Below are 17,700 nucleotides of genomic sequence, written 5' to 3' on the forward strand. Positions count from 1 at the left end.
ATTCCCACGCAGAGCGTGGGAACGATCAGCAGGCTGCAAAAATATTTAATTGACCAAGGAGAACATCCGTTCTACTGTCTGCCGCATGAACGAATCAGCCAGCACCAACACACGCGACATCATTCTGGATGTCACCGAAAAGTTGATCTACAAAAGTGGCATCGCCGCCACCAGCATGGACCTTCTGGTGAAAACCGCCGGCGTCTCCAGAAAAAGTATCTACCGCTATTTTGCCGACAAGGACGCGTTGACCGTCGCCGCCTTGCAACGCCGCGACCAGCGCTGGATGCACTGGTACAGAAGCGCCGTCGACCAGGCCGAAACCCCGGCTGATCGCCTGCTCAACCTGTTTGCCGTACTCAAGGGCTGGTTCGCTTCGGAAGGCTTTCGCGGCTGCGCCTTTATCAACACCAGCGGCGAGACCGGGGATGCGCGTGACCCTGTTCGTCTGGTCGCCAAAGAACACAAACAGAAGTTGCTCGACTACGTGTGCGAGCTGTGTACCGAACATGGCGCCGAGCACCCGCAACAGTTGGCCAGACAGTTGCTGATCCTGATTGACGGTGCCATTACCGTAGCGCTTGTGATGGGTGATCACAGTGCCGCCGATAATGCGCAATGCATGGCGCGAAAGTTATTGGACCTGTAACGCCTTAGTAAGCCGAACCCGTTGTTTGACTGTTCTATAAATCGGGAGACTGATATGTCTGCTGCAGCTCAGGTACGTCCGCCATTACCCCCGTTCAACCGTGAGTCGGCCATCGAAAAAGTGCGTCTGGCCGAAGACGGCTGGAATACCCGTGATCCGGAAAAGGTCTCGCTGGCCTATACCCTCGACACCCAATGGCGCAACCGCGCCGAGTTCGCCAACAACCGCGAAGAAGCCAAGGCTTTTTTGACGCGCAAGTGGGCCAGGGAACTTGATTATCGGCTTATCAAAGAGCTGTGGGCTTACTCCGACACCCGAATCGCGGTGCGCTATGCCTACGAATGGCATGACGATTCGGGCAACTGGTTCCGTTCCTATGGCAACGAGAACTGGGAGTTCGACGAGAACGGCCTGATGTTTCAGCGCTATGCGTGCATCAACGACATGCCGATCAAGGAAAGCGAACGCAAGTTCCACTGGCCGCTGGGCCGCCGCCCGGATGAGCATCCGGGGCTGAGCGAACTCGGTCTCTAAGGCGAACACAAATCCCATGTAGGAGTGAGCCTGCTCGCGATTGCGATATATCTGTGAGATTTCCTCATCTGACACACCGCCATCGCGAGCAGGCTCACTCCTACAATGGTCATGTGGCGAATATGTACGACACAACATCCATGGGAGCGAGCCTGCTCGCGAAGAGGCCCGACGGCTCGCCGCAACACCTGGAAATGAGTAACATGGCAGCCCTCCCCGCAGCCCACGTTCTGCGCCCTGCCGAATAAGCCGATTCCATGCCCTTCGAACTCAGCGTTGACCTCACCACTCTGGCCATCCTGGCCGCTGTCGCCTTCCTTGCCGGTTTCATCGATGCCATCGCCGGTGGTGGCGGTCTGTTGACCACGCCAGCCCTACTGACCGCCGGCCTGCCGCCGCATCTGGTACTGGGCACCAATAAGCTCAGTTCGACATTCGGTTCGGCCACCGCGAGTTTCACCTTCTACAAACGCAAACTGTTCCACCCGCGGCAGTGGACCCATGCGATTGTCGGCACCCTGGTCGGCGCGCTCACCGGGGCCATCGTCGCTCATTACTTGCCGGCGGAGTGGCTGAACAAAATGCTTCCGGTGATCGTTTTCGCCTGTGGCCTGTATCTGTTGTTTGGCGGCACGCCGAAAGCGCCGCTGGACAGTGACGCGCCGATCAAAAAGAAGTGGCAATCGACCCAGGGTTTCAGCCTCGGCTTTTACGACGGTGTGGCGGGCCCCGGCACTGGCGCGTTCTGGACGGTGAGCAGCCTGCTGCTCTACCCGATCGACCTGGTCAAGGCCAGCGGCGTGGCGCGCAGCATGAACTTCGTCAGTAACATTGCTGCGTTGTCGGTGTTCATATTTTCCGGTCAGGTCGACTGGATCATCGGTCTGTGCATGGGCCTGTCGGTCATGGTCGGCGCGTTCTTTGGCGCACGCACAGCGATCAGCGGCGGCGCCAAGTTCATTCGTCCGGTATTCATCACCGTGGTGCTCGGGCTGACGGTACGCCTAGCCTGGCAGCACTGGTTCAGCGTGGCCTAAGCGGCGCGCCACGTAGACGTCGATCAGGTAGCGTGCAATCGATCTGGACGCCGGCAACGGCGGCAGCGCATGCACGTTGAACCACTGGGCGTCTTCGATTTCATCTTCCTGGCAGACAATCTCGCCGCCCGCGTATTCAGCGTGAAAGCCGAGCATCATCGAATGCGGGAACGGCCAGCACTGGCTGCCCATGTACTGAATATTCTTTACTTCGATCTGCACTTCCTCGCGCACTTCACGAATCAGGCAGTCTTCAGCCGACTCGCCCGGCTCGGCAAATCCGGCGAGCGTGCTGTAGACACCGGCGACGAAGCGCGGCGAGCGTGCCAGGAGGATTTCGTCGCCGCGGGTGATCAGCACGATCATGCTCGGTGAAATTCGCGGATAGCTGCGCAAGTCACACGGCTGGCAATACATCGCCCGCTCGCGTGGCACTTGCGTCATGGCTTGTCCGCAATTGCCACAGAAGCGATGCTCACGGGCCCAGGTGCCGATCTGCGCGGCGTAACCAAGCACTTTATAGATCGTCTGGTCGCCTTCCAGCATGAACGCCCGCAAACCTTTCCAGCCGCATCCCGGCACCTCGCTTGAACGGTGCAGTTCGAGCAGGTAGACCGGCTCGCCGTCGAGATGGCCAATGCCGTGTTCGGCAAGGACGCAGAGGTCCTGACGCTTGAGCCACTGCCGTGGGAACAGTGCGCCATTGTCATCGAACAGAAAGCCTTCGGGGCTGCGCGCGACGGCCCAGCCGCCGGGTTGGTCGGTGTCCAGTACTGCGGTGGTCCAGCGAGATGTCATGGTTTCTCAGTCCAGAAATTCGGGTTTCTGTTTGCTCATATGGGCGGCCATGGCCACGCGCAAGTCGTTCGATTGCAGCATGGCGGCGTTCCAGGTGGCAACGTATTCGAGGCCGTCGTCGATGCGATGGTCGCGCATGTAGCTGATCATTTCCTTGGTACCGGTGACCGCAATCGGCGACTTCGAAGCGATGTCGCGGGCGATGTCGAATACGCCTTCGAGCAACGCGTCCTTGTCGTTGTAAACGCGATTGACCAAGCCGATGCTGCGGGCCTCGTCAGCGCCGAAGGTGCGTCCGGTGTATGCCAGTTCACGCAGCATGCCGTCTCCGATGATCCGCGGCAACCGTTGCAAAGTGCCAACATCGGCGGCCATGCCGATATCGATTTCCTTGATCGAGAACTGCGCATCTTCGGCGGCGTAGCGCATGTCACAGGCGGCGATCAGGTCGATCGCACCGCCCAGGCAATAACCCTGAACCGCCGCCAGTACCGGCTTGCGGCAGTGGTCGACGGCATTGAACGAGGCTTGCAGGGCAAGGATTTTGCGCCGCAGCAAACGCGCGTTGCGGCCAACGTCCTTGCCCAGTTCATTGGCAACGCCGGCGAGCATCATCAGATCAATGCCAGAGGAGAAATGCTTGCCATTGCCGCTGAGCACCACCACGCGCACTTCGTCGGTGTCATCGATCCACTGGAAGATTTCGATGATCTCGCTCCAGAACGCCGCGTTCATCGAGTTGATCTTTTCCGGACGATTGATCTGCACATGAGCGATGTTGTCGGCAAGTTCGACGCTGAAGGCGGAGTATTGAGGCATGGCAGTGTTCCTTTTACCGGGCGGGAAATGAGGCCCGAACTATAACAAGGCCATGGGGCGGCGGTTCGGCCAAATACGGGACTGGCTGACGTCTAGCGCCAGCCAGTCCGGCCTCTTCGCGAGCAGGCTCGCTCCCACAGGGAGAATGCATTTGATCGTTGCCACGCTCTGCGTGGGAATGCAGCCGTGGGACGCTCTGCGTCCCAAGATCAAAAGATCGCAGCCATCGGCAGCTCCTACACAGAGCGTTTAAGGCGTTTGTTTTAGACCGATTTTGTACAGCGAACCATTTTCATCATCCGTCAGTACATACAAATAGCCATCCGGCCCTTGTCGCACGTCGCGAATCCGCTGGTTGAGTTCACCCAGCAAGCGCTCCTCATGCACCACCTTGTCGCCGTCGAACTGCAGGCGGATCAGCTCCTGAGTGACCAGCGCACCGATGAACGCGTTGTGCTGCCACGGTTTGAAGCGGTCAGCGTCATAGAACGTCATGCCTGTGACACCCGGCGATTTCTCCCAGACATGGTGCGGCGCCACCGCCCCTTCGACAGTCTTGCCCTGCGCTTCGGGGATGGGCTGCATCGAGTAGTTGATACCGTGGGTTGCCAGCGGCCAGCCGTAGTTCTTTCCGCGCTCGATGATGTTCACTTCGTCGCCACCGCGCGGGCCGTGTTCGTTTTCCCACAGCGTGCCGGTCCACGGGTTAAGCGCCGCGCCTTGCGGGTTACGCAGGCCATAGGCCCAGATCTCGGAGCGCACACCGGACTGGCCGACAAAGGGGTTGTCGTCCGGCACCTTGCCGTCTGGGTAGAGGCGTACGATCTTGCCTTGCAGCTTGTCGAGATCCTGCGCGGTGGGCCGGTCGTTGTTCTCGCCCAGGGTGATGAACAGATAACCGCCGCGGTCAAACACCAGCCGCGAGCCGAAGTGATTGCCCACCGAGAGCTTCGGCTCCTGACGGAAGATCACCTTGAAATCCTTCAAACTCTTCAAGTCATCGGACAGGCGCCCGCGCCCAACCGCGGTGCCGGCCTTGTTCCCCGCGCCGCCACCTTCGGCATACGACAGATAGACCAGGCGATCCTCCTTGAAGTCCGGCGACAGCACCACATCGAGCAAACCGCCCTGCCCCTTGGCCCAGACCTGCGGCACGCCGGAAATTGGCGCCGACAGCTTCCCGTCGGCAGTCACCACGCGCAGATTGCCCGGCCGCTCGGTCACCAGCATGCCTTGACGGTCCGGCAGAAAAGCCAGCGCCCAGGGATGTTCAAGCCCTGCGGCAACGGTGGTGACTTCGAGCGTGCCCTGTTCGCTGTTCAGCTCTTTGGGCACGGCGGCAAATCCCGGCGTGCTGATCAGCGCGCCGGCACACAGTGTGGCTAGAAGGGTTTTACGCAACATGCACGATTCCTTTTGTTCACTTGAAAGGCTGACAGAACCGCAGTCCTGCCGTTCAACGGTTGCTGCCGGTATCCCGCGGGGGCGGGTTGGGAATGAAGGTTGGCGGCGTGGCCGGCACCGAGCGAATCGGCTGACCGTTGCCAATCCCGCGGTTGTCCAGGGTGGGCTGACGGGGCGTCGGCACGGTATTGGGGGCGCGGACCGGGGGCGTGCTCGGCTGGGTGCCCTGCATGCTGTTGGGGTTGGCCCGGCGGATCGGGCTGTTATAGGGATTGTTGCTGTTGCCGGTTGGGCTTTGAGCCAACAGGACGTCCGCCTGAACCAGACCGACACTGAGGGCCAGGACGACGATGCCAAGCACAATTCGGTTCATGACGCTGCCTCTCGATGGATCGGGGATAGAGCCTTCGAGCCCACGCTACGCTCAGGGTTCGGATTTGTTAACCCGTCAGCCTTAAACAACATGTAACACGACTTGACCAAGTGACGGCCAACCCTGCATTCCGGGGAAACTTTCCGTAACGCCCACAGGTCATCCGATCATCACTCGGAGAACTGACCATGGCTCGGGCAATCTGGAAAGGCGCAATCAGCTTCGGACTGGTACACATCCCTGTTGCGCTGGTTTCAGCGACATCCTCGCAAGGCGTGGACTTCGATTGGCTCGACAGCCGCAGCATGGACCCGGTCGGCTACAAGCGCATCAACAAGGTCACCGGCAAGGAAGTGACCAAGGAAAACATCGTCAAGGGTGTCGCCTACGAAAAGGGCCGTTATGTGGTACTCAGCGAAGAGGAAATCCGCTCGGCGCATCCGGTGTCAACGCAGACCATCGACATCTTTTCCTTCGTCGACGCCGAGCAGATTCCCCTGCAAAACATCGACACGCCCTACTACCTGGCCCCCGACAAGCGCGGTGGCAAGGTCTATGCCTTGCTGCGAGAGACGCTGAGCAAGACCAACAAGGTCGCCCTCGCCCGCGTGGTGCTGCATACACGGCAATACCTCGCGGCATTGATGCCGCTGGAGTCGGCGCTGGTGCTGGTGAAGTTGCGCTGGCCGCAGGAAGTGCGCAGCCTCGATGAGCTGGCATTGGGCAGCGAAGTGACCAAGCCGCAGTTGGCCAAGGGCGAGCTGGACATGGCCAAACGGCTGGTGGAAGACATGAGCGGCGACTGGAGTCCCGAAGACTACAAGGATGAATTCGAAGACAAGATCATGGCCCTGGTCGAGAAGAAGGCCCACGAAGGCAAGATCGAGGACGTCGAGACAGAGGCTGGCCAGGAAGAGCGCAAGACAGCCGATGTTATCGATCTGACCGAGCTGCTTAAACGCAGCCTGGGAGGGAAAACGGCGGCGAAGCCGAAGACCAAATCAAGCGCTAAGGCGGCGCCGGCGAAGAAGACCAGGAAGGCGTCAGGTGGTTAATGCTTTGAAGCGAATGGCCACTTCGCGAGCAGGCTCGCTCCCACAGGGTTTTGAGTGAACGCTGAAATGGCATACAACCAAATCCAATGCTTGCTCGCGAAGGGGCCAGCAAGGCCAATCAAGGAATCAGATCAGAATGAAGATCGCCAGCAACCCAGCGAAAATCGCCCATTTCTCCAGGTAATACCGCGTGCGATTACGTTTCTTCAACTCTTTGCCACGCAAACGAATCTTGTAGATTTTGGTGAACAAGCGGTTGATGCCGCCAGTCTTGTCGCCGGCATCGTTCGGCGCACCCGCCGCTGACATGACTGTGCGGCTGAACCAGCCGTTGAATGCCGCCGCCCAGCGATACTTCATCGGGCGCTCGATGTCGCAGAACAGAATGATGCGGTTTTTGTCGGTGGTGTTTTCCGCGTAATGGATAAACGTCTCATCGAACATCACCGCTTCGCCATCGCGCCAGTGGTAATTCTCACCGTCGACATTGATGTAGCAACCGGCGTCGTTCGGCGTGTCCAGGCCCAGGTGATAGCGGTAGGAACCTGCATAAGGGTCGCGGTGGCGCACCAGTTTCGAGCCTGGTGGCAGTTCGGCAAACATCGCCGCTTTGATCGAACCGATGCCCTGCACCAGTTCAGTGGTGCGCGGGCAGAGTTTCATCGCCGAAGGATGGCTGTCGCCGTACCACTTCAGGTAGAAACGTTTCCAGCCAGTCTTGAAAAACGAGTTGAAACCGACATCGTCGTACTGGTTCGAGCGCTTGATTTCGCCAGCGCGCAACAGGTTCTGGCCTTCGGCGCGAATCTCTTCCCAGTGCGCCTGCAGTGGGCGCAGATCGGGGAAATCCGCCGGATCCAGATAAGGCTTGTTGGGGATCTTCGAGAACAGATAAAGGAAGCAGTTGATCGGCGCGAGAAACGTCGAGTGGTCACTCAGTTGCCGTCCCAGCTTGTGGCGGACACGTCCACGCAAATGAACGTAGGCAATGGAAATGACATAGATAGCAGCAATGATGAGTTTCACGGAAATCGTCACACGTCAGAAGTGAACAAACTGCGCGCCCCGGCGGCCTGAGGCCCAGCGTCTTATGCAGCGGTCTGAATACACATGGCACGTCCCTGGCCCGCGCCGTAACCGGACGCTCGGTGAAAAGGTGGCATTTTAGCCACACTTTGTAACCGATAGTGAACCTTCATCTGTGAAAAACTGTGCGGCGCTTGCGAACACGCGCCGGCCGTGGCTCGTCATTTCTCGTTGAAAAGAACCGACCATGCCGTCGCAAGGATTGAAATCCTTGCGACGGCGTTCGGCCCGAGTGATCAATAACGGTAAACGGCGGCTGCGCCCGTCTCGGTCGGCATCGAGCGCTCGGGCGGTACAACCACCACGTCGCCACCCTGGCGAATCACCGCCAGGATCAGCTCATCAAGTATGTCCTCCGAATGAATTTTTGCGCCGGGCGACGCGTCGCGATTGATTGCATTGGCCGCCAGGCTGCCGGCAATCTCACGTTCGGCCTCAACCAGCAACAAAGCCACCCTGCCCTCCGCCGCTGCTTTGGCAATGTCCGGCAAGTCGCGCCCTACCGCCCCTTGACCGCGCGCCACGCCAAAGCGATCGAGCGCTTTGTCCAGTGCATCGTCGTGGCGCTGGCGCAACAAGGTTGCGCAAGCCGCGGCGAGCTGCGCCGGCTGCAACGTCGCCGGATCACGTTCGATGCCGTCAGGCAACAGAAACGGGTTGTGGCTTACGGCACGAAAAACCGCCTGGTTTTCCGCCAGAGCGACCAGCACCAGCGGCAGGCAGCACTGGCGCGAGCAGTGTTCGGTAATCGCCTTGTCGACAGCGCGGAAGAAGCGCTCGCGGTCGATGTTGATTTCGTCTTGCTTACCGCCGCCGCCTGACTCATGCATCATCGGGTCACCGCGCTCGCCGCCACCGCTGAAACCGTCGGGGTGGCCCTGTTGATCGCGCGGCGTCAGCTCGTCGCCAAGCGCGTCGACCTGGCGGGTGGGAACCGCCTCAGGCAGCTCGACCTCCTCCATTTGCTGCGCCGTGCCTTGGTACATCCGCACGCTGTCACGGGACAGGCAGAGCACCTGGCAGCGATCAGTCACCGGCACCAGCCGCAGCAACGGTTTGAGATACGGGTGGCTGTTGACAATGACAATTTCCCGCACCGCCTGCTGCAGCCCCAGAACAATGAAATGCTCATCGCCAGCGAACACTGCAATGGACGCCGGGCAGGTGTTCCAGAACGCCTGATCGTCCAGCAGCTCATGAAACGGCGCGAGCAGACGATCCTTGTCTGCCTCGGGATTGTGTTCCTCAAGCAGACCTTCCAGTTGCCTGATCAGGTTCTTGAAGCGGATCGGGTCTTGCGTGCGCTCCGGAAAGGTTCGATGAGCCGGCATAAACAGGCTGAGGTTGAGACGACCACTGAGCGCCAGCAGCGTGCCCAGCGTCTCGTGGGTAAACGGTTGAATCCGGGCCATGACAACACTCCTTACTCTTTCTCCAGATCAGCTTGTTTGGCGAGGAACTCGTCCTCGAGCAGGGCGTCGATTTCCGCTGGCGAATCTTCCCGCACCGGCGGTGCCGTCAGGCGTCCGGTGGATTCGACGCGCGGCGACAAGCGCCCCACGAGATGCTCAAGGGCATGGCTGATTTTCTTCGCCGCGCCGGCGACGGCCAGCTCGAGACTTTCGGCGTGATGGGTGGCTGAAAGCGAGGTGTGCCCCTTGGGATGGGCCTCGATCTGGCAGCGCTTGTCCTGCGCTCCGGCTTTCTGCGCATTGACATCGCCAACGTGAATTTCCAGCCGGGTCAAAAACGATGAGTAGCGGTCCAGCTCATCGACCACCAGGCTACCCACCCACTCCTGCAGTTCGGCGCTGCCTTCGATATGGTTACTGTCTACTTGTACTTGCATGGTGAAATACTCCGCGTGCTGGGGTCCGTGTTTTCGTCAGTCATCGTCATTCTCCTCTGAGGCTATGCCGGATCCTGCGGGACCTTTAGGCAACCGTAGCGACGAGGTCTTCAGGCAATCGCGCTGTTCGCGCGCAAGGCTTTGCACGGTGAATGCATAGGCGTCGTCCGCCGCGTTTTTCAGCAATTGCCAGTCGTCGCGAGTGATCCACTCGTGCAGCAGCAATTCGTCGGCCCGCGAAATCAGCGTGCGGTGATAATCCTCCGGAAAATCCAGGCGATAGGCGTCGTCTTCCAGCAACAGGCGCCACGCTTTCAGTTCCATTTCAAGATCGGTTTCACTCACGGCGGTGTCCTTCTCGAGTCGGTGGTTTCACATCACGCTCGATGTGAAACCACGCGTTGCACACGGCTCAGCTCACTTGGTCGAGCAGGTCTTTGCGAATGATCTGGCGAACCGTGGCCAGGTGTGTTTCTTCCTGGTCCAGTGCGTGCTTGAAGCGTTTGGCAATCAGCGGATGACCGCCCTTCTGCGCCAGTTCGATGAGCAATTCCCAAGCCGCGTTGTCCTCCAGTTCAATGGTCAGGATCGCACTCATCGACTGCGACACGGTGGTGCGCGGATCGGTCAACACTTGCAGCACGCCCATCGCTTTGACGCCGGCCACGTCCGCGCACGGCGTCATCGCAGTGGGGTCGCCGCCGAGAGTTTCGATGGCTTCACGCACGATGTTCATGTGCTCCAGCTCCTCGGCCTGAATCTGCCGTAGCGTGTCGACCAGCGCTGGATCGGCGCCGGGTGCCGACGTGGCCTTGGCGACCATGGCTTCATACAGGCGCACGCCGGTGCGCTCGAACGCCAGCCGCTCGCCGAGTTTGTCGATCAGCACTTCCGGGGCCTTGCCGATGGTTTTGTCTATCGCGGTCTTGACCATGCCTTTGGTGGTTGCCGGCGGCGGCACCGAACCGATCAGGTCAGCCTCGCGAATCGCGCGTTCACGTTCAGCGGTGTAGTCGCTCATGTCGCCCGGCACATCGGCCGGAAACATCCGGGTCGCCTCCAGTTGACGAGCCGTGCCTTCTGGCGAGGTTTGAACGCCGGTGCGATTGGTGCCGAGGGTTACTTGAGGTTCGCTCATTGCTGTTCTCCCACTTCGTTGAGTTCCGTACCGGGTTTAAAGGTGTAACCGGCCGAGACGATATTGGCGGGCACGCCTTCGCTGTTGAGCTGAGCGCGGTAATCAAGGGAGGGCCGTGCTTCGCGTTCCTTGGGCACGTAGTCGATGCCATGCGCCCGCAGGTCAACCTCGCGCGACAAGGTTTCACGCACGAAATCGCGCTGACTCTTGAACTCGATCATGCGCGGCAGTGGCCCGGCGAGCACTTCGGCGGGATCGCGTCGTTCGTACTTTTTGAACAGTTCACACGCCAGGTTCAGGTGCCCCAGTTCGTAGTCGACAAAACGTTCCCACATCGCTTTCAACCGCGGGTTTTCCTCCTGCTCGGCGCAACTGGCGTAGGTGTAGACCTCCATCGCTTCGTGGACCAACCACTTTTCCATGAACGTCTCGGCGGGGTCCTGCAACGACCCGTACTGGGTGACGTGTTGCTCTTCGACGGAGGCGATCTCGGCGTACAGCGCACGCGCCACCGGATCGGCAAACAGCGGGCCGATGTTCATGTAGTAATCGTGGGTCTGGTATTCGGCGCCGGTGATCAGCGCGGCATGGATTTTGGTGATCAGCGCGGCGCTGTCTTTTTCGTAGTTATCGCGCAAGTCGTCGCCGGGTGCGCGATGGTGCTCGCTGGTCGGCCGACCGGGCACCAGGTCCGTGTAGCCTTGCAGGATGTTATTGGCATCCTTGCCTTCGAGCCGGTCGAGCATGGCCGCGTAGCGATACAAGTGATCGAAGTCTTCGAGCAGGCCAAACCGGTAAGTCTGCGCCTGATACGGATCGGGCTCGTTTTGTGCGACCGCCGCCGTGACCTCTATCGCCACTTGCTCATAGGCCACTGTGGTTTCAAGTGGCGAATGGTCGGCCGAGAGCAGCCAGTTGATCGAGGTCATCTGATGCTGCTCCGCGCGGCGAATCTGCGCGAGCGGCAATTGCAGTTCCTTGTGAAATCGCGCCCCGAAATGCTTGAGTCGCAGGGCGTCGGACTCTACCCCATTCATCAGGATCACCCGCACGCGGGTGAACGCATCGTCATCCAGCTTGCTGATCGGCTTGCCGGCCAGTTCGCGCCAGGTAAACGTCTGCTTGTCCAACGGGGTGCCCTTGTTGTCCAGCAAATTGTCAATTTTGGTCATCAGTTGCTCTCCTTCATCAGTCAACACGCAATGGCTGTCGAGGCCCGCTGTTCAAAGTCGACTGCGTCCGCGATCCGCCCATTCCGCTGTCTCGACGGATGGCGTTTCGCAGCGAAACGGCCGTATGCAAAGGTTTGCGGTCTCAAGGAGATGACCAGAAAATCGAGGAAAAACATCGGTTTTATTGTGCTGAAACCCGATGAGCGGTGAAGCGCCCCGACCGCCGTCGAGCGCAGCGAAGCTGGCAAAACCAGCACAACCCTCAGCGCTCCTGCAACATCGCCTGCATCTGCCAGAGCGTGCGAAAGCGACCTTGGCGAAGGCGCAGTTCATCAGGCGGGCCGTCTTGCACAATCTCGCCTCGCTCCAGGACGAGCACCCGATCGAAGCTGGCAATGGTCGAGAGCCGGTGCGCCACCGCGAGCACCGTTCTGCCACGCATCAGATTGGTGAGGGCACGCTGGATAATCGCTTCGGAATCCGAGTCCAGCGCCGACGTCGCCTCGTCGAGAATCAGAATCGGCGCGTCCTTGAGAAAGGCCCGGGCCAGCCCCAGGCGCTGACGCTGACCGCCGGAAAGCGTCACCCCACGCTCACCGACCAACGTGTGATAGCCGTTGGGCAAGGCCTGCACGAACTCATCGCAGAACGCCTGCCGCGCGGCATCGATAATCTGCTGCTCCGTGGCGTGAGGCTGGCCGTAGCCGATGTTTTCCAGAATGCTGCGATTGAACAGGGCCGGCTCTTGCGGCACGACGGCGATCTGTCGACGCAAGCTGTCCTGGCTGACCGAACGGATGTCGCGGTCATCGATAAGGATGACGCCGCTTTGCACGTCATCCAGTCGTTGCAACAAGCTGAGCAAGGTCGACTTTCCCGAGCCGGAGGTGCCGGCAATGCCAACGCTTTGCCCGGGCGCAATGTCGAGGAAGAAATGCTTGAACACCTGACAGCCGTCCGGGTAGGCATAGCTGACGTCGAGCAATTTGATGCTGCCGCGCGTCGGTGCCAGCTCGTGCGGCGTATCGCGCAGCTCGTGCGGTTGAGCGATGATCCCGAGCGTCTCGGCGATCACGCCCATTTGCTGGCTGGTGTCGACCAGTGCCAGCGCAAGGTCGCGCGAGCCGTGCAGAATGCGGAACGTCAGCGCGCTGACCATCACCACATCGCCCGCGGTGACTTCACCCTGGCGCCACAACAGGATCGCCCACCCCAGCATTGCACCGGCCATGATCGACAGGCAGATATCGTGCAGCACCCGCGCCTTTTCCAGGTAAATCCAGCTGCGCCGATGCGCGCGGGCCTCCACGCCTATCTCGCGCTCCAGGCGCTGGCGTTCGCGTTCACGGCCGGAGAACGCCTTGATGGTCCAGACGTTGGACACCAGGTCGACGATCTCGCCACCGACGCGCGCCGACTGCGAGGCAAAAGCGATGTGGCGATTCCGACCGCGCACGCCGACCACCGTGAGCAATGCTGCCACCAGCAACACGCAGACGATCAAGGCTAGCGCCATGGAATCGCGGACCGCAAACAACACCACCACCGCACCGAGAAAGTCCACACACGGCGGGACGATGCGCCACGCCAAGCCGCCGTAGACAACATCGGCGGCACCGCCCGCCGCGGCCACCCGGTTGGCCAGCGACCCGCTGAAGTGCCGTTTGAAATAGCGCATCGGGTGGCCGGTCAGGTGATGAAAAAGATCCACGCGCAAATCCGCGCAACTGCCGACCACGGTGTGACAACCCACCCAGCCGCCCAGGCGCCACAGTACATTCTCGACAACGATCAACGCGATGAACAGGCTGAACGCGCGCCACACTTGCTCGGTCTGCGCGTCTCCGGCCATCGCATCGACGAGCATTTTCATGCCGTACTGCACCGCCACCGCACAACACGCAGCGCCAATCACCAGCGACAACATGGCGCTGAAATGGAACGGACGCACCCTGACGTAACGCCATAAAAATGCGCTGGCGGTGGCCGGCAGTGGCGCGTCACGCAAGTGCTGAAAGTTCATCGCTGCCAACGCTCCCGTTGCTTGCCATCAATGCCGTGCGTGCATGCGTTGATCTGTGCGCCAACTTGGGCAAGCTCGACGCACAACGGATGAAAACCTGCGCGCTCACCTTCGCCATCGGGGTAACCGAAGACGCCGGTGGGGCAATAACGGTCATCATCCCAACCCGGATAATCGAGAAACGGATACCAACAAATGCCTTGCACCGGCACCCCACGCTCGAGCGCCAACCGCACTTGATCGACGACATAACGCAGCCAGGGCACGCGTTCGAGATCCTCCGCCCCGGTTTCTGAAATCAGTAACGGTCGCTGGTAACGTTGATGGAGCTCTTTGAGCATGCCGGCCAGCGGGCGGTAATCCGGCTCACCGCGCTGGATCCGAGCCCCCTCGAAGTACCATTGGTTATGCGGGTAAAAGTTCGCGCCGATGATGTCCAGGTAATGCTCTTGTCCGCCCAGTCCGGGCCATTGGCGCCCGGTGAGCAAATCCCAGGCTTCGAACTGTGCCAGCCGGTAGCGCTCGGCGTGTTCCCTGTCCTCGCTGCGCCGCGAAGCCGAGATGACGTTGATCAGTGGGTCGCATTGCACGAACCGCGCATCAGGCGCGTGCGCTCGAATCGCTTCGATCGCGGCGATGCTTGCCCGCACCAACTGATGCTTGAGTTCCTGCCCGCGTCCCTGGGCGCCGGGGTTGAAATAACCGACGTCGCCCCCCGCCCAACTCCAGAACGATATTTCGTTGATCGGCGAGAAAAACGGCACGCTGATACCCTCGTCGATCATCAATCGCGCCACGGCCCCGGCGAACCGGGCGAAGTGCTCGACGAAGGACGGCTGCCAGATATCCAAGTGATCCGGGTAGCCGTAATGGCAGAGGTCCCAGACCACTTGCAATTGCCGGCCTTGCGCCGCTTTGAGCATCGGCAGAAAACTGCTCCAGTCGTAGCGACCCGGACTGCGCTCGATCAAGTGCCAGCGCAGTCCGTCCCGCGCGCAACGGATATTCAAATCGCTCAGATGCCGATAATCCCTGTCCACCCATTGCGCATGGCCTGTGCTGCAGAGCAAGTCCAGACGCTGGCCATCCCGGCGCCGATGACTGGAACACTCGTAGCCGGCCATCACGAAGCTGTCGAAGAGCGTGCGATGCACACGCTCGGCGGGTTCGCGTCCGTCACCCTTCGACTGTGCCGTCATCAGGCGTCCAGCCCCGCTTCGGCCGGCAACGCTGCGCTCTGCGCTTCGATATCGCGGTACAGCGCGAGCGCCTGCCCGACGACCTGATCCATGTTGTAGTACTTGTAGGTGCCCAGGCGACCGAGAAACGTCACGTTCGGCGTTTGCTCCGCGAGCGCCCGATAGCGTTTGTACAACTCGGCATTTTCAGGCCGTGGCACGGGGTAATAGGGATCGCCGTCGTCACAGGGAAATTCGTAACTGATGCTGGTACGCGGATGAGTCTGCCCGGTCAGATGTTTGTACTCGGTGATGCGCGTGTACGGCACCTCGGGGTCGGGAAAATTGACCACCGCCACCGGTTGATAGCGTTCCTGCTCCAGCGTCTGGTGTTCGAAGCGCAACGAACGATAGGGCAAGCGACCCAACTGAAAATCGAAATATTCATCGATCGGCCCGCAATAGATAACGTGCCTGAACTTCACGGCATGGCGCACTTGCTTGAAGTCGGTGCTCAACAGCAGATCGATTCGCGGGTGATCGATCATCCGCTCGAACATCCGCGTGTAACCGTCCCGGGGCATGATCTGGAACGTGTCGGTGAAATAACGATCGTCTTCATTGGTGCGAGTCGGCACCCGCGAGGTGACCGACTTGTCCAGCGCCGAAGGATCGAGCCCCCACTGCTTGCGGGTATAGCCGCGAAAGAATTTTTCATACAGTTCGCGACCGATCTGGTTGACCACCACGTCTTCGGACGTGCGAATCGTCGCCACCGGTTCCGCGCGCTCGGCCAGAAACTGTTCGGCCTGTGCCGACGTCATCGACAAACCGTAGAGCGCGTTGAGGGTCGCCAGATTGATCGGGATCGGCAGCAACTGACCGTCAACCTTGGCCAGCACCCGGTGTTCGTAGGGGCGCCACTGGGTGAAACGCGACAGGTAATCGACGATGCGCTGGGCGTTGGTATGGAAGATGTGCGGACCGTAACGGTGCACCAGCAGGCCTGCCGCATCGTAGTGGTCGTAGGCGTTGCCAGCGATGTGATTGCGACGATCGATCAGCAACACCTGGCGACCGAGACCTTCGGCCAGCCGTTCGGCGATGACACTGCCGGCAAACCCGGCACCAACGATAAGGTAGTCATAGGCACTGTCTGCGCCCTGGCGGGATGGGCCGGATCGGGCGGCTTCTAGGGTTATCTGAGGCATTCGATCTGCTCCTTCATGAAACGGCAGGTGTTGTCCCAAGACATGCCTTCAATGGCCGCATTGGCTTTTTGCAGAAATTCGTCGGTGCCTTTGAGCCCCAACGCGCGTTCAATGGCTTCGATGAACGCCTCGGCCGTGCCCGCGATGAACACGGCGCCGCTTTGCCCGTAGCCGCTGATGACGTCGTGGATCGGCGTCGACACCACCGGGCACCCACCGGCCAGATATTCCGGGGTTTTGGTCGGGCTGATAAAACGCGTGGAAGCGTTGAGCGCGAACGGCATCAGCGCCACGTCCCAACCGCTGAGATACGCCGGCAGCTCGGCATATTGCTTCGCGCCCAGGTAATGAATGTTCGGCCGTCGTGGCAGCGTCTGCGGGTCGATCTTGACGACCGGCCCGACCAGCACGATTTGCCAGTCGGCGCGCCGCTGTGCCACTTGCTCGATCAACTCAATATCGAAACGCTCGTCAATGACGCCAAAAAAACCCAGGCGTGGCCGCGCGATCGGCGCCTGATCCGAAGGTTCCGACAAGGCCTGGCGCGCTACCGCAAAGTGCGCGATGTCGACACTGCTGGGCACCGGGTAAGCGTTGCCATGCTGGCGTTGCTTGACCTCCCACAAACTGACACCACCGGTGAACACGACGTCCGCCCTGCCCATCAATAGCCGTTCCATGTCGATCAGTTGCGCCGGTGCGCCCTTGAACGCAGACAGCTCATCCATGCAGTCGTAGACCGTGACCTGTGCGTCCAGGTGATCGGTAAAAGCCAGGCTCATCGGCGTGAAATACCAGAGCAGAAGCTCGCCCTGCGCGCGTCCGGCCAGCAACTGGTCAAGCAAACTGCGCTGCGCCTGCACGACGGCTTCAGGACTTAAGCCCTCGGGCATGTGCGGGACCACCACCTGGATTCCTTCTGCCGGGGTGGAGGTGTCCAGCCAGGGCGTATCGCCAGGCGAAATCACCGGTTCTTCAAAGAAGATCACGTCGTAGTTTTTCGCCAGACGCGACATCACGTGCTGCGGTCGCTGGAAGACAAAACCCCAGCGCAAGTGAGACAGGCACACCAGTGTGGGTCGAAGCTGTGGCGACAGTTCGACAACATTTTGTGCAGTGAGAATCGGCGACTGTTCAGGTTGTTCGGCAAGGTTCATAGCAAGGCCCTTATCAAGAGAAGGAAAGACGGCTCAAGGTCGAGCCATCGGGCCGTAACACCTGTGAAACAACGGGTGTCCGGCATCTCTCGATGAGTCCGTACGGCTCTTGAAGCTTGGAAACACGGCGTTCACAAGGCGTTCAAAAGATCCGTGATCGAAGCCGATGAACTGCACATACCGGCTGGCCAACCGGTTTGAACTCCGCACTGAAAGT

At 60.2% G+C, this 17,700-nt stretch carries 18 protein-coding genes; 4 read left to right on the plus strand and 14 right to left on the minus strand.

What is annotated here, in order from left to right; genetic code table 11:
- The first annotated feature begins 85 nt into the window (after positions 1–85).
- The 3 genes from HU739_RS04605 to HU739_RS04615 all read left to right on the plus strand — a co-directional run bounded on the left by HU739_RS04605 (position 86) and on the right by HU739_RS04615 (position 2,220).
- Entirely contained in the window at positions 86–649 is a 564-nt protein-coding gene (locus HU739_RS04605) for a TetR/AcrR family transcriptional regulator (RefSeq protein ID WP_186548131.1), read from the plus strand.
- Positions 650–703: 54 nt separating this feature from the next.
- Positions 704–1,183 carry a nuclear transport factor 2 family protein gene (locus HU739_RS04610; protein WP_186548129.1) on the plus strand — a complete coding sequence of 160 codons (480 nt, stop codon included), beginning with the start codon at positions 704–706 and terminating at the stop codon, positions 1,181–1,183.
- Positions 1,184–1,440: 257 nt separating this feature from the next.
- The gene (locus HU739_RS04615; RefSeq protein ID WP_186548128.1) at positions 1,441–2,220 is read left to right on the plus strand and encodes a TSUP family transporter; all 780 of its coding nucleotides are present in this window, start codon (positions 1,441–1,443) and stop codon (positions 2,218–2,220) included.
- On the opposite strand, the gene nudC is transcribed toward HU739_RS04615, so the two are convergent.
- From nudC to HU739_RS04635, 4 genes are all read right to left on the minus strand, one after another.
- Positions 2,188–3,018: an NAD(+) diphosphatase gene (nudC, locus tag HU739_RS04620; protein WP_186548125.1), complete on the minus strand. Its 831-nt coding sequence runs from the start codon at positions 3,016–3,018 to the stop codon at positions 2,188–2,190. The two genes, HU739_RS04615 and nudC, sit on opposite strands and share 33 nt — an antisense overlap.
- 6 nt (positions 3,019–3,024) lie before the next feature.
- A complete protein-coding gene (locus HU739_RS04625) occupies positions 3,025–3,837 on the minus strand; it encodes a crotonase/enoyl-CoA hydratase family protein (protein WP_186548123.1) in 813 nt (270 codons plus the stop codon).
- A 249-nt stretch (positions 3,838–4,086) separates the two neighbouring features.
- The gene (locus HU739_RS04630) at positions 4,087–5,241 is read right to left on the minus strand and encodes a PQQ-dependent sugar dehydrogenase (RefSeq protein ID WP_186548121.1); all 1,155 of its coding nucleotides are present in this window, start codon (positions 5,239–5,241) and stop codon (positions 4,087–4,089) included.
- A gap of 52 nt (positions 5,242–5,293) precedes the next feature.
- The gene (locus HU739_RS04635; protein ID WP_186548119.1) at positions 5,294–5,614 is read right to left on the minus strand and encodes a hypothetical protein; all 321 of its coding nucleotides are present in this window, start codon (positions 5,612–5,614) and stop codon (positions 5,294–5,296) included.
- A gap of 188 nt (positions 5,615–5,802) precedes the next feature.
- Here HU739_RS04635 and ku point away from each other — a divergent pair, with 188 nt between their 5' ends.
- Positions 5,803–6,669, plus strand: coding sequence for a non-homologous end joining protein Ku (ku, locus tag HU739_RS04640; RefSeq protein WP_186548117.1), 867 nt, complete (start codon positions 5,803–5,805; stop codon positions 6,667–6,669).
- 126 nt (positions 6,670–6,795) lie between these two features.
- Here ku and lpxO read toward each other — a convergent pair whose 3' ends face one another.
- The 10 genes from lpxO to HU739_RS04690 all read right to left on the minus strand — a co-directional run bounded on the left by lpxO (position 6,796) and on the right by HU739_RS04690 (position 17,483).
- Positions 6,796–7,695, minus strand: coding sequence for a lipid A hydroxylase LpxO (gene lpxO / locus HU739_RS04645; protein ID WP_186548115.1), 900 nt, complete (start codon positions 7,693–7,695; stop codon positions 6,796–6,798).
- 296 nt (positions 7,696–7,991) lie between these two features.
- The gene (locus tag HU739_RS04650) at positions 7,992–9,167 is read right to left on the minus strand and encodes a baeRF3 domain-containing protein (protein ID WP_186548113.1); all 1,176 of its coding nucleotides are present in this window, start codon (positions 9,165–9,167) and stop codon (positions 7,992–7,994) included.
- Between the two features lie 11 nt (positions 9,168–9,178).
- Positions 9,179–9,604, minus strand: coding sequence for an HPF/RaiA family ribosome-associated protein (locus HU739_RS04655; RefSeq protein ID WP_186548111.1), 426 nt, complete (start codon positions 9,602–9,604; stop codon positions 9,179–9,181).
- Between the two features lie 36 nt (positions 9,605–9,640).
- Complete coding sequence (locus HU739_RS04660) at positions 9,641–9,949, minus strand: hypothetical protein (protein WP_186548109.1); 309 nt, start codon at positions 9,947–9,949, stop codon at positions 9,641–9,643.
- A gap of 67 nt (positions 9,950–10,016) precedes the next feature.
- Positions 10,017–10,742: a DUF892 family protein gene (locus tag HU739_RS04665; RefSeq protein ID WP_186548107.1), complete on the minus strand. Its 726-nt coding sequence runs from the start codon at positions 10,740–10,742 to the stop codon at positions 10,017–10,019.
- Positions 10,739–11,914: a hypothetical protein gene (locus HU739_RS04670; protein WP_186548105.1), complete on the minus strand. Its 1,176-nt coding sequence runs from the start codon at positions 11,912–11,914 to the stop codon at positions 10,739–10,741. The genes HU739_RS04665 and HU739_RS04670 overlap by 4 nt, the downstream gene beginning before the upstream one ends.
- A 262-nt stretch (positions 11,915–12,176) precedes the next feature.
- On the minus strand, positions 12,177–13,937 hold the full coding sequence (locus HU739_RS04675) for an ABC transporter ATP-binding protein (RefSeq protein ID WP_186548102.1): 1,761 nt from the start codon (positions 13,935–13,937) through the stop codon (positions 12,177–12,179).
- Positions 13,934–15,136 (minus strand): glycoside hydrolase family 1 protein, encoded by a 1,203-nt coding sequence (locus HU739_RS04680; RefSeq protein ID WP_186548100.1) that lies wholly within the window; start codon positions 15,134–15,136, stop codon positions 13,934–13,936. The genes HU739_RS04675 and HU739_RS04680 overlap by 4 nt, the downstream gene beginning before the upstream one ends.
- Positions 15,136–16,326 carry a UDP-galactopyranose mutase gene (glf, locus tag HU739_RS04685; RefSeq protein WP_186548098.1) on the minus strand — a complete coding sequence of 397 codons (1,191 nt, stop codon included), beginning with the start codon at positions 16,324–16,326 and terminating at the stop codon, positions 15,136–15,138. Before glf ends, HU739_RS04680 begins: the two co-directional genes overlap by 1 nt.
- Positions 16,314–17,483 carry a glycosyltransferase family 1 protein gene (locus HU739_RS04690; RefSeq protein WP_186548096.1) on the minus strand — a complete coding sequence of 390 codons (1,170 nt, stop codon included), beginning with the start codon at positions 17,481–17,483 and terminating at the stop codon, positions 16,314–16,316. Before HU739_RS04690 ends, glf begins: the two co-directional genes overlap by 13 nt.
- Positions 17,484–17,700: the final 217 nt, after the last annotated feature.

Origin of the sequence: Pseudomonas hamedanensis, assembly GCF_014268595.2 — a bacterium.
In the GTDB taxonomy this organism is placed as follows: Bacteria; Pseudomonadota; Gammaproteobacteria; order Pseudomonadales; family Pseudomonadaceae; genus Aquipseudomonas; species Aquipseudomonas hamedanensis.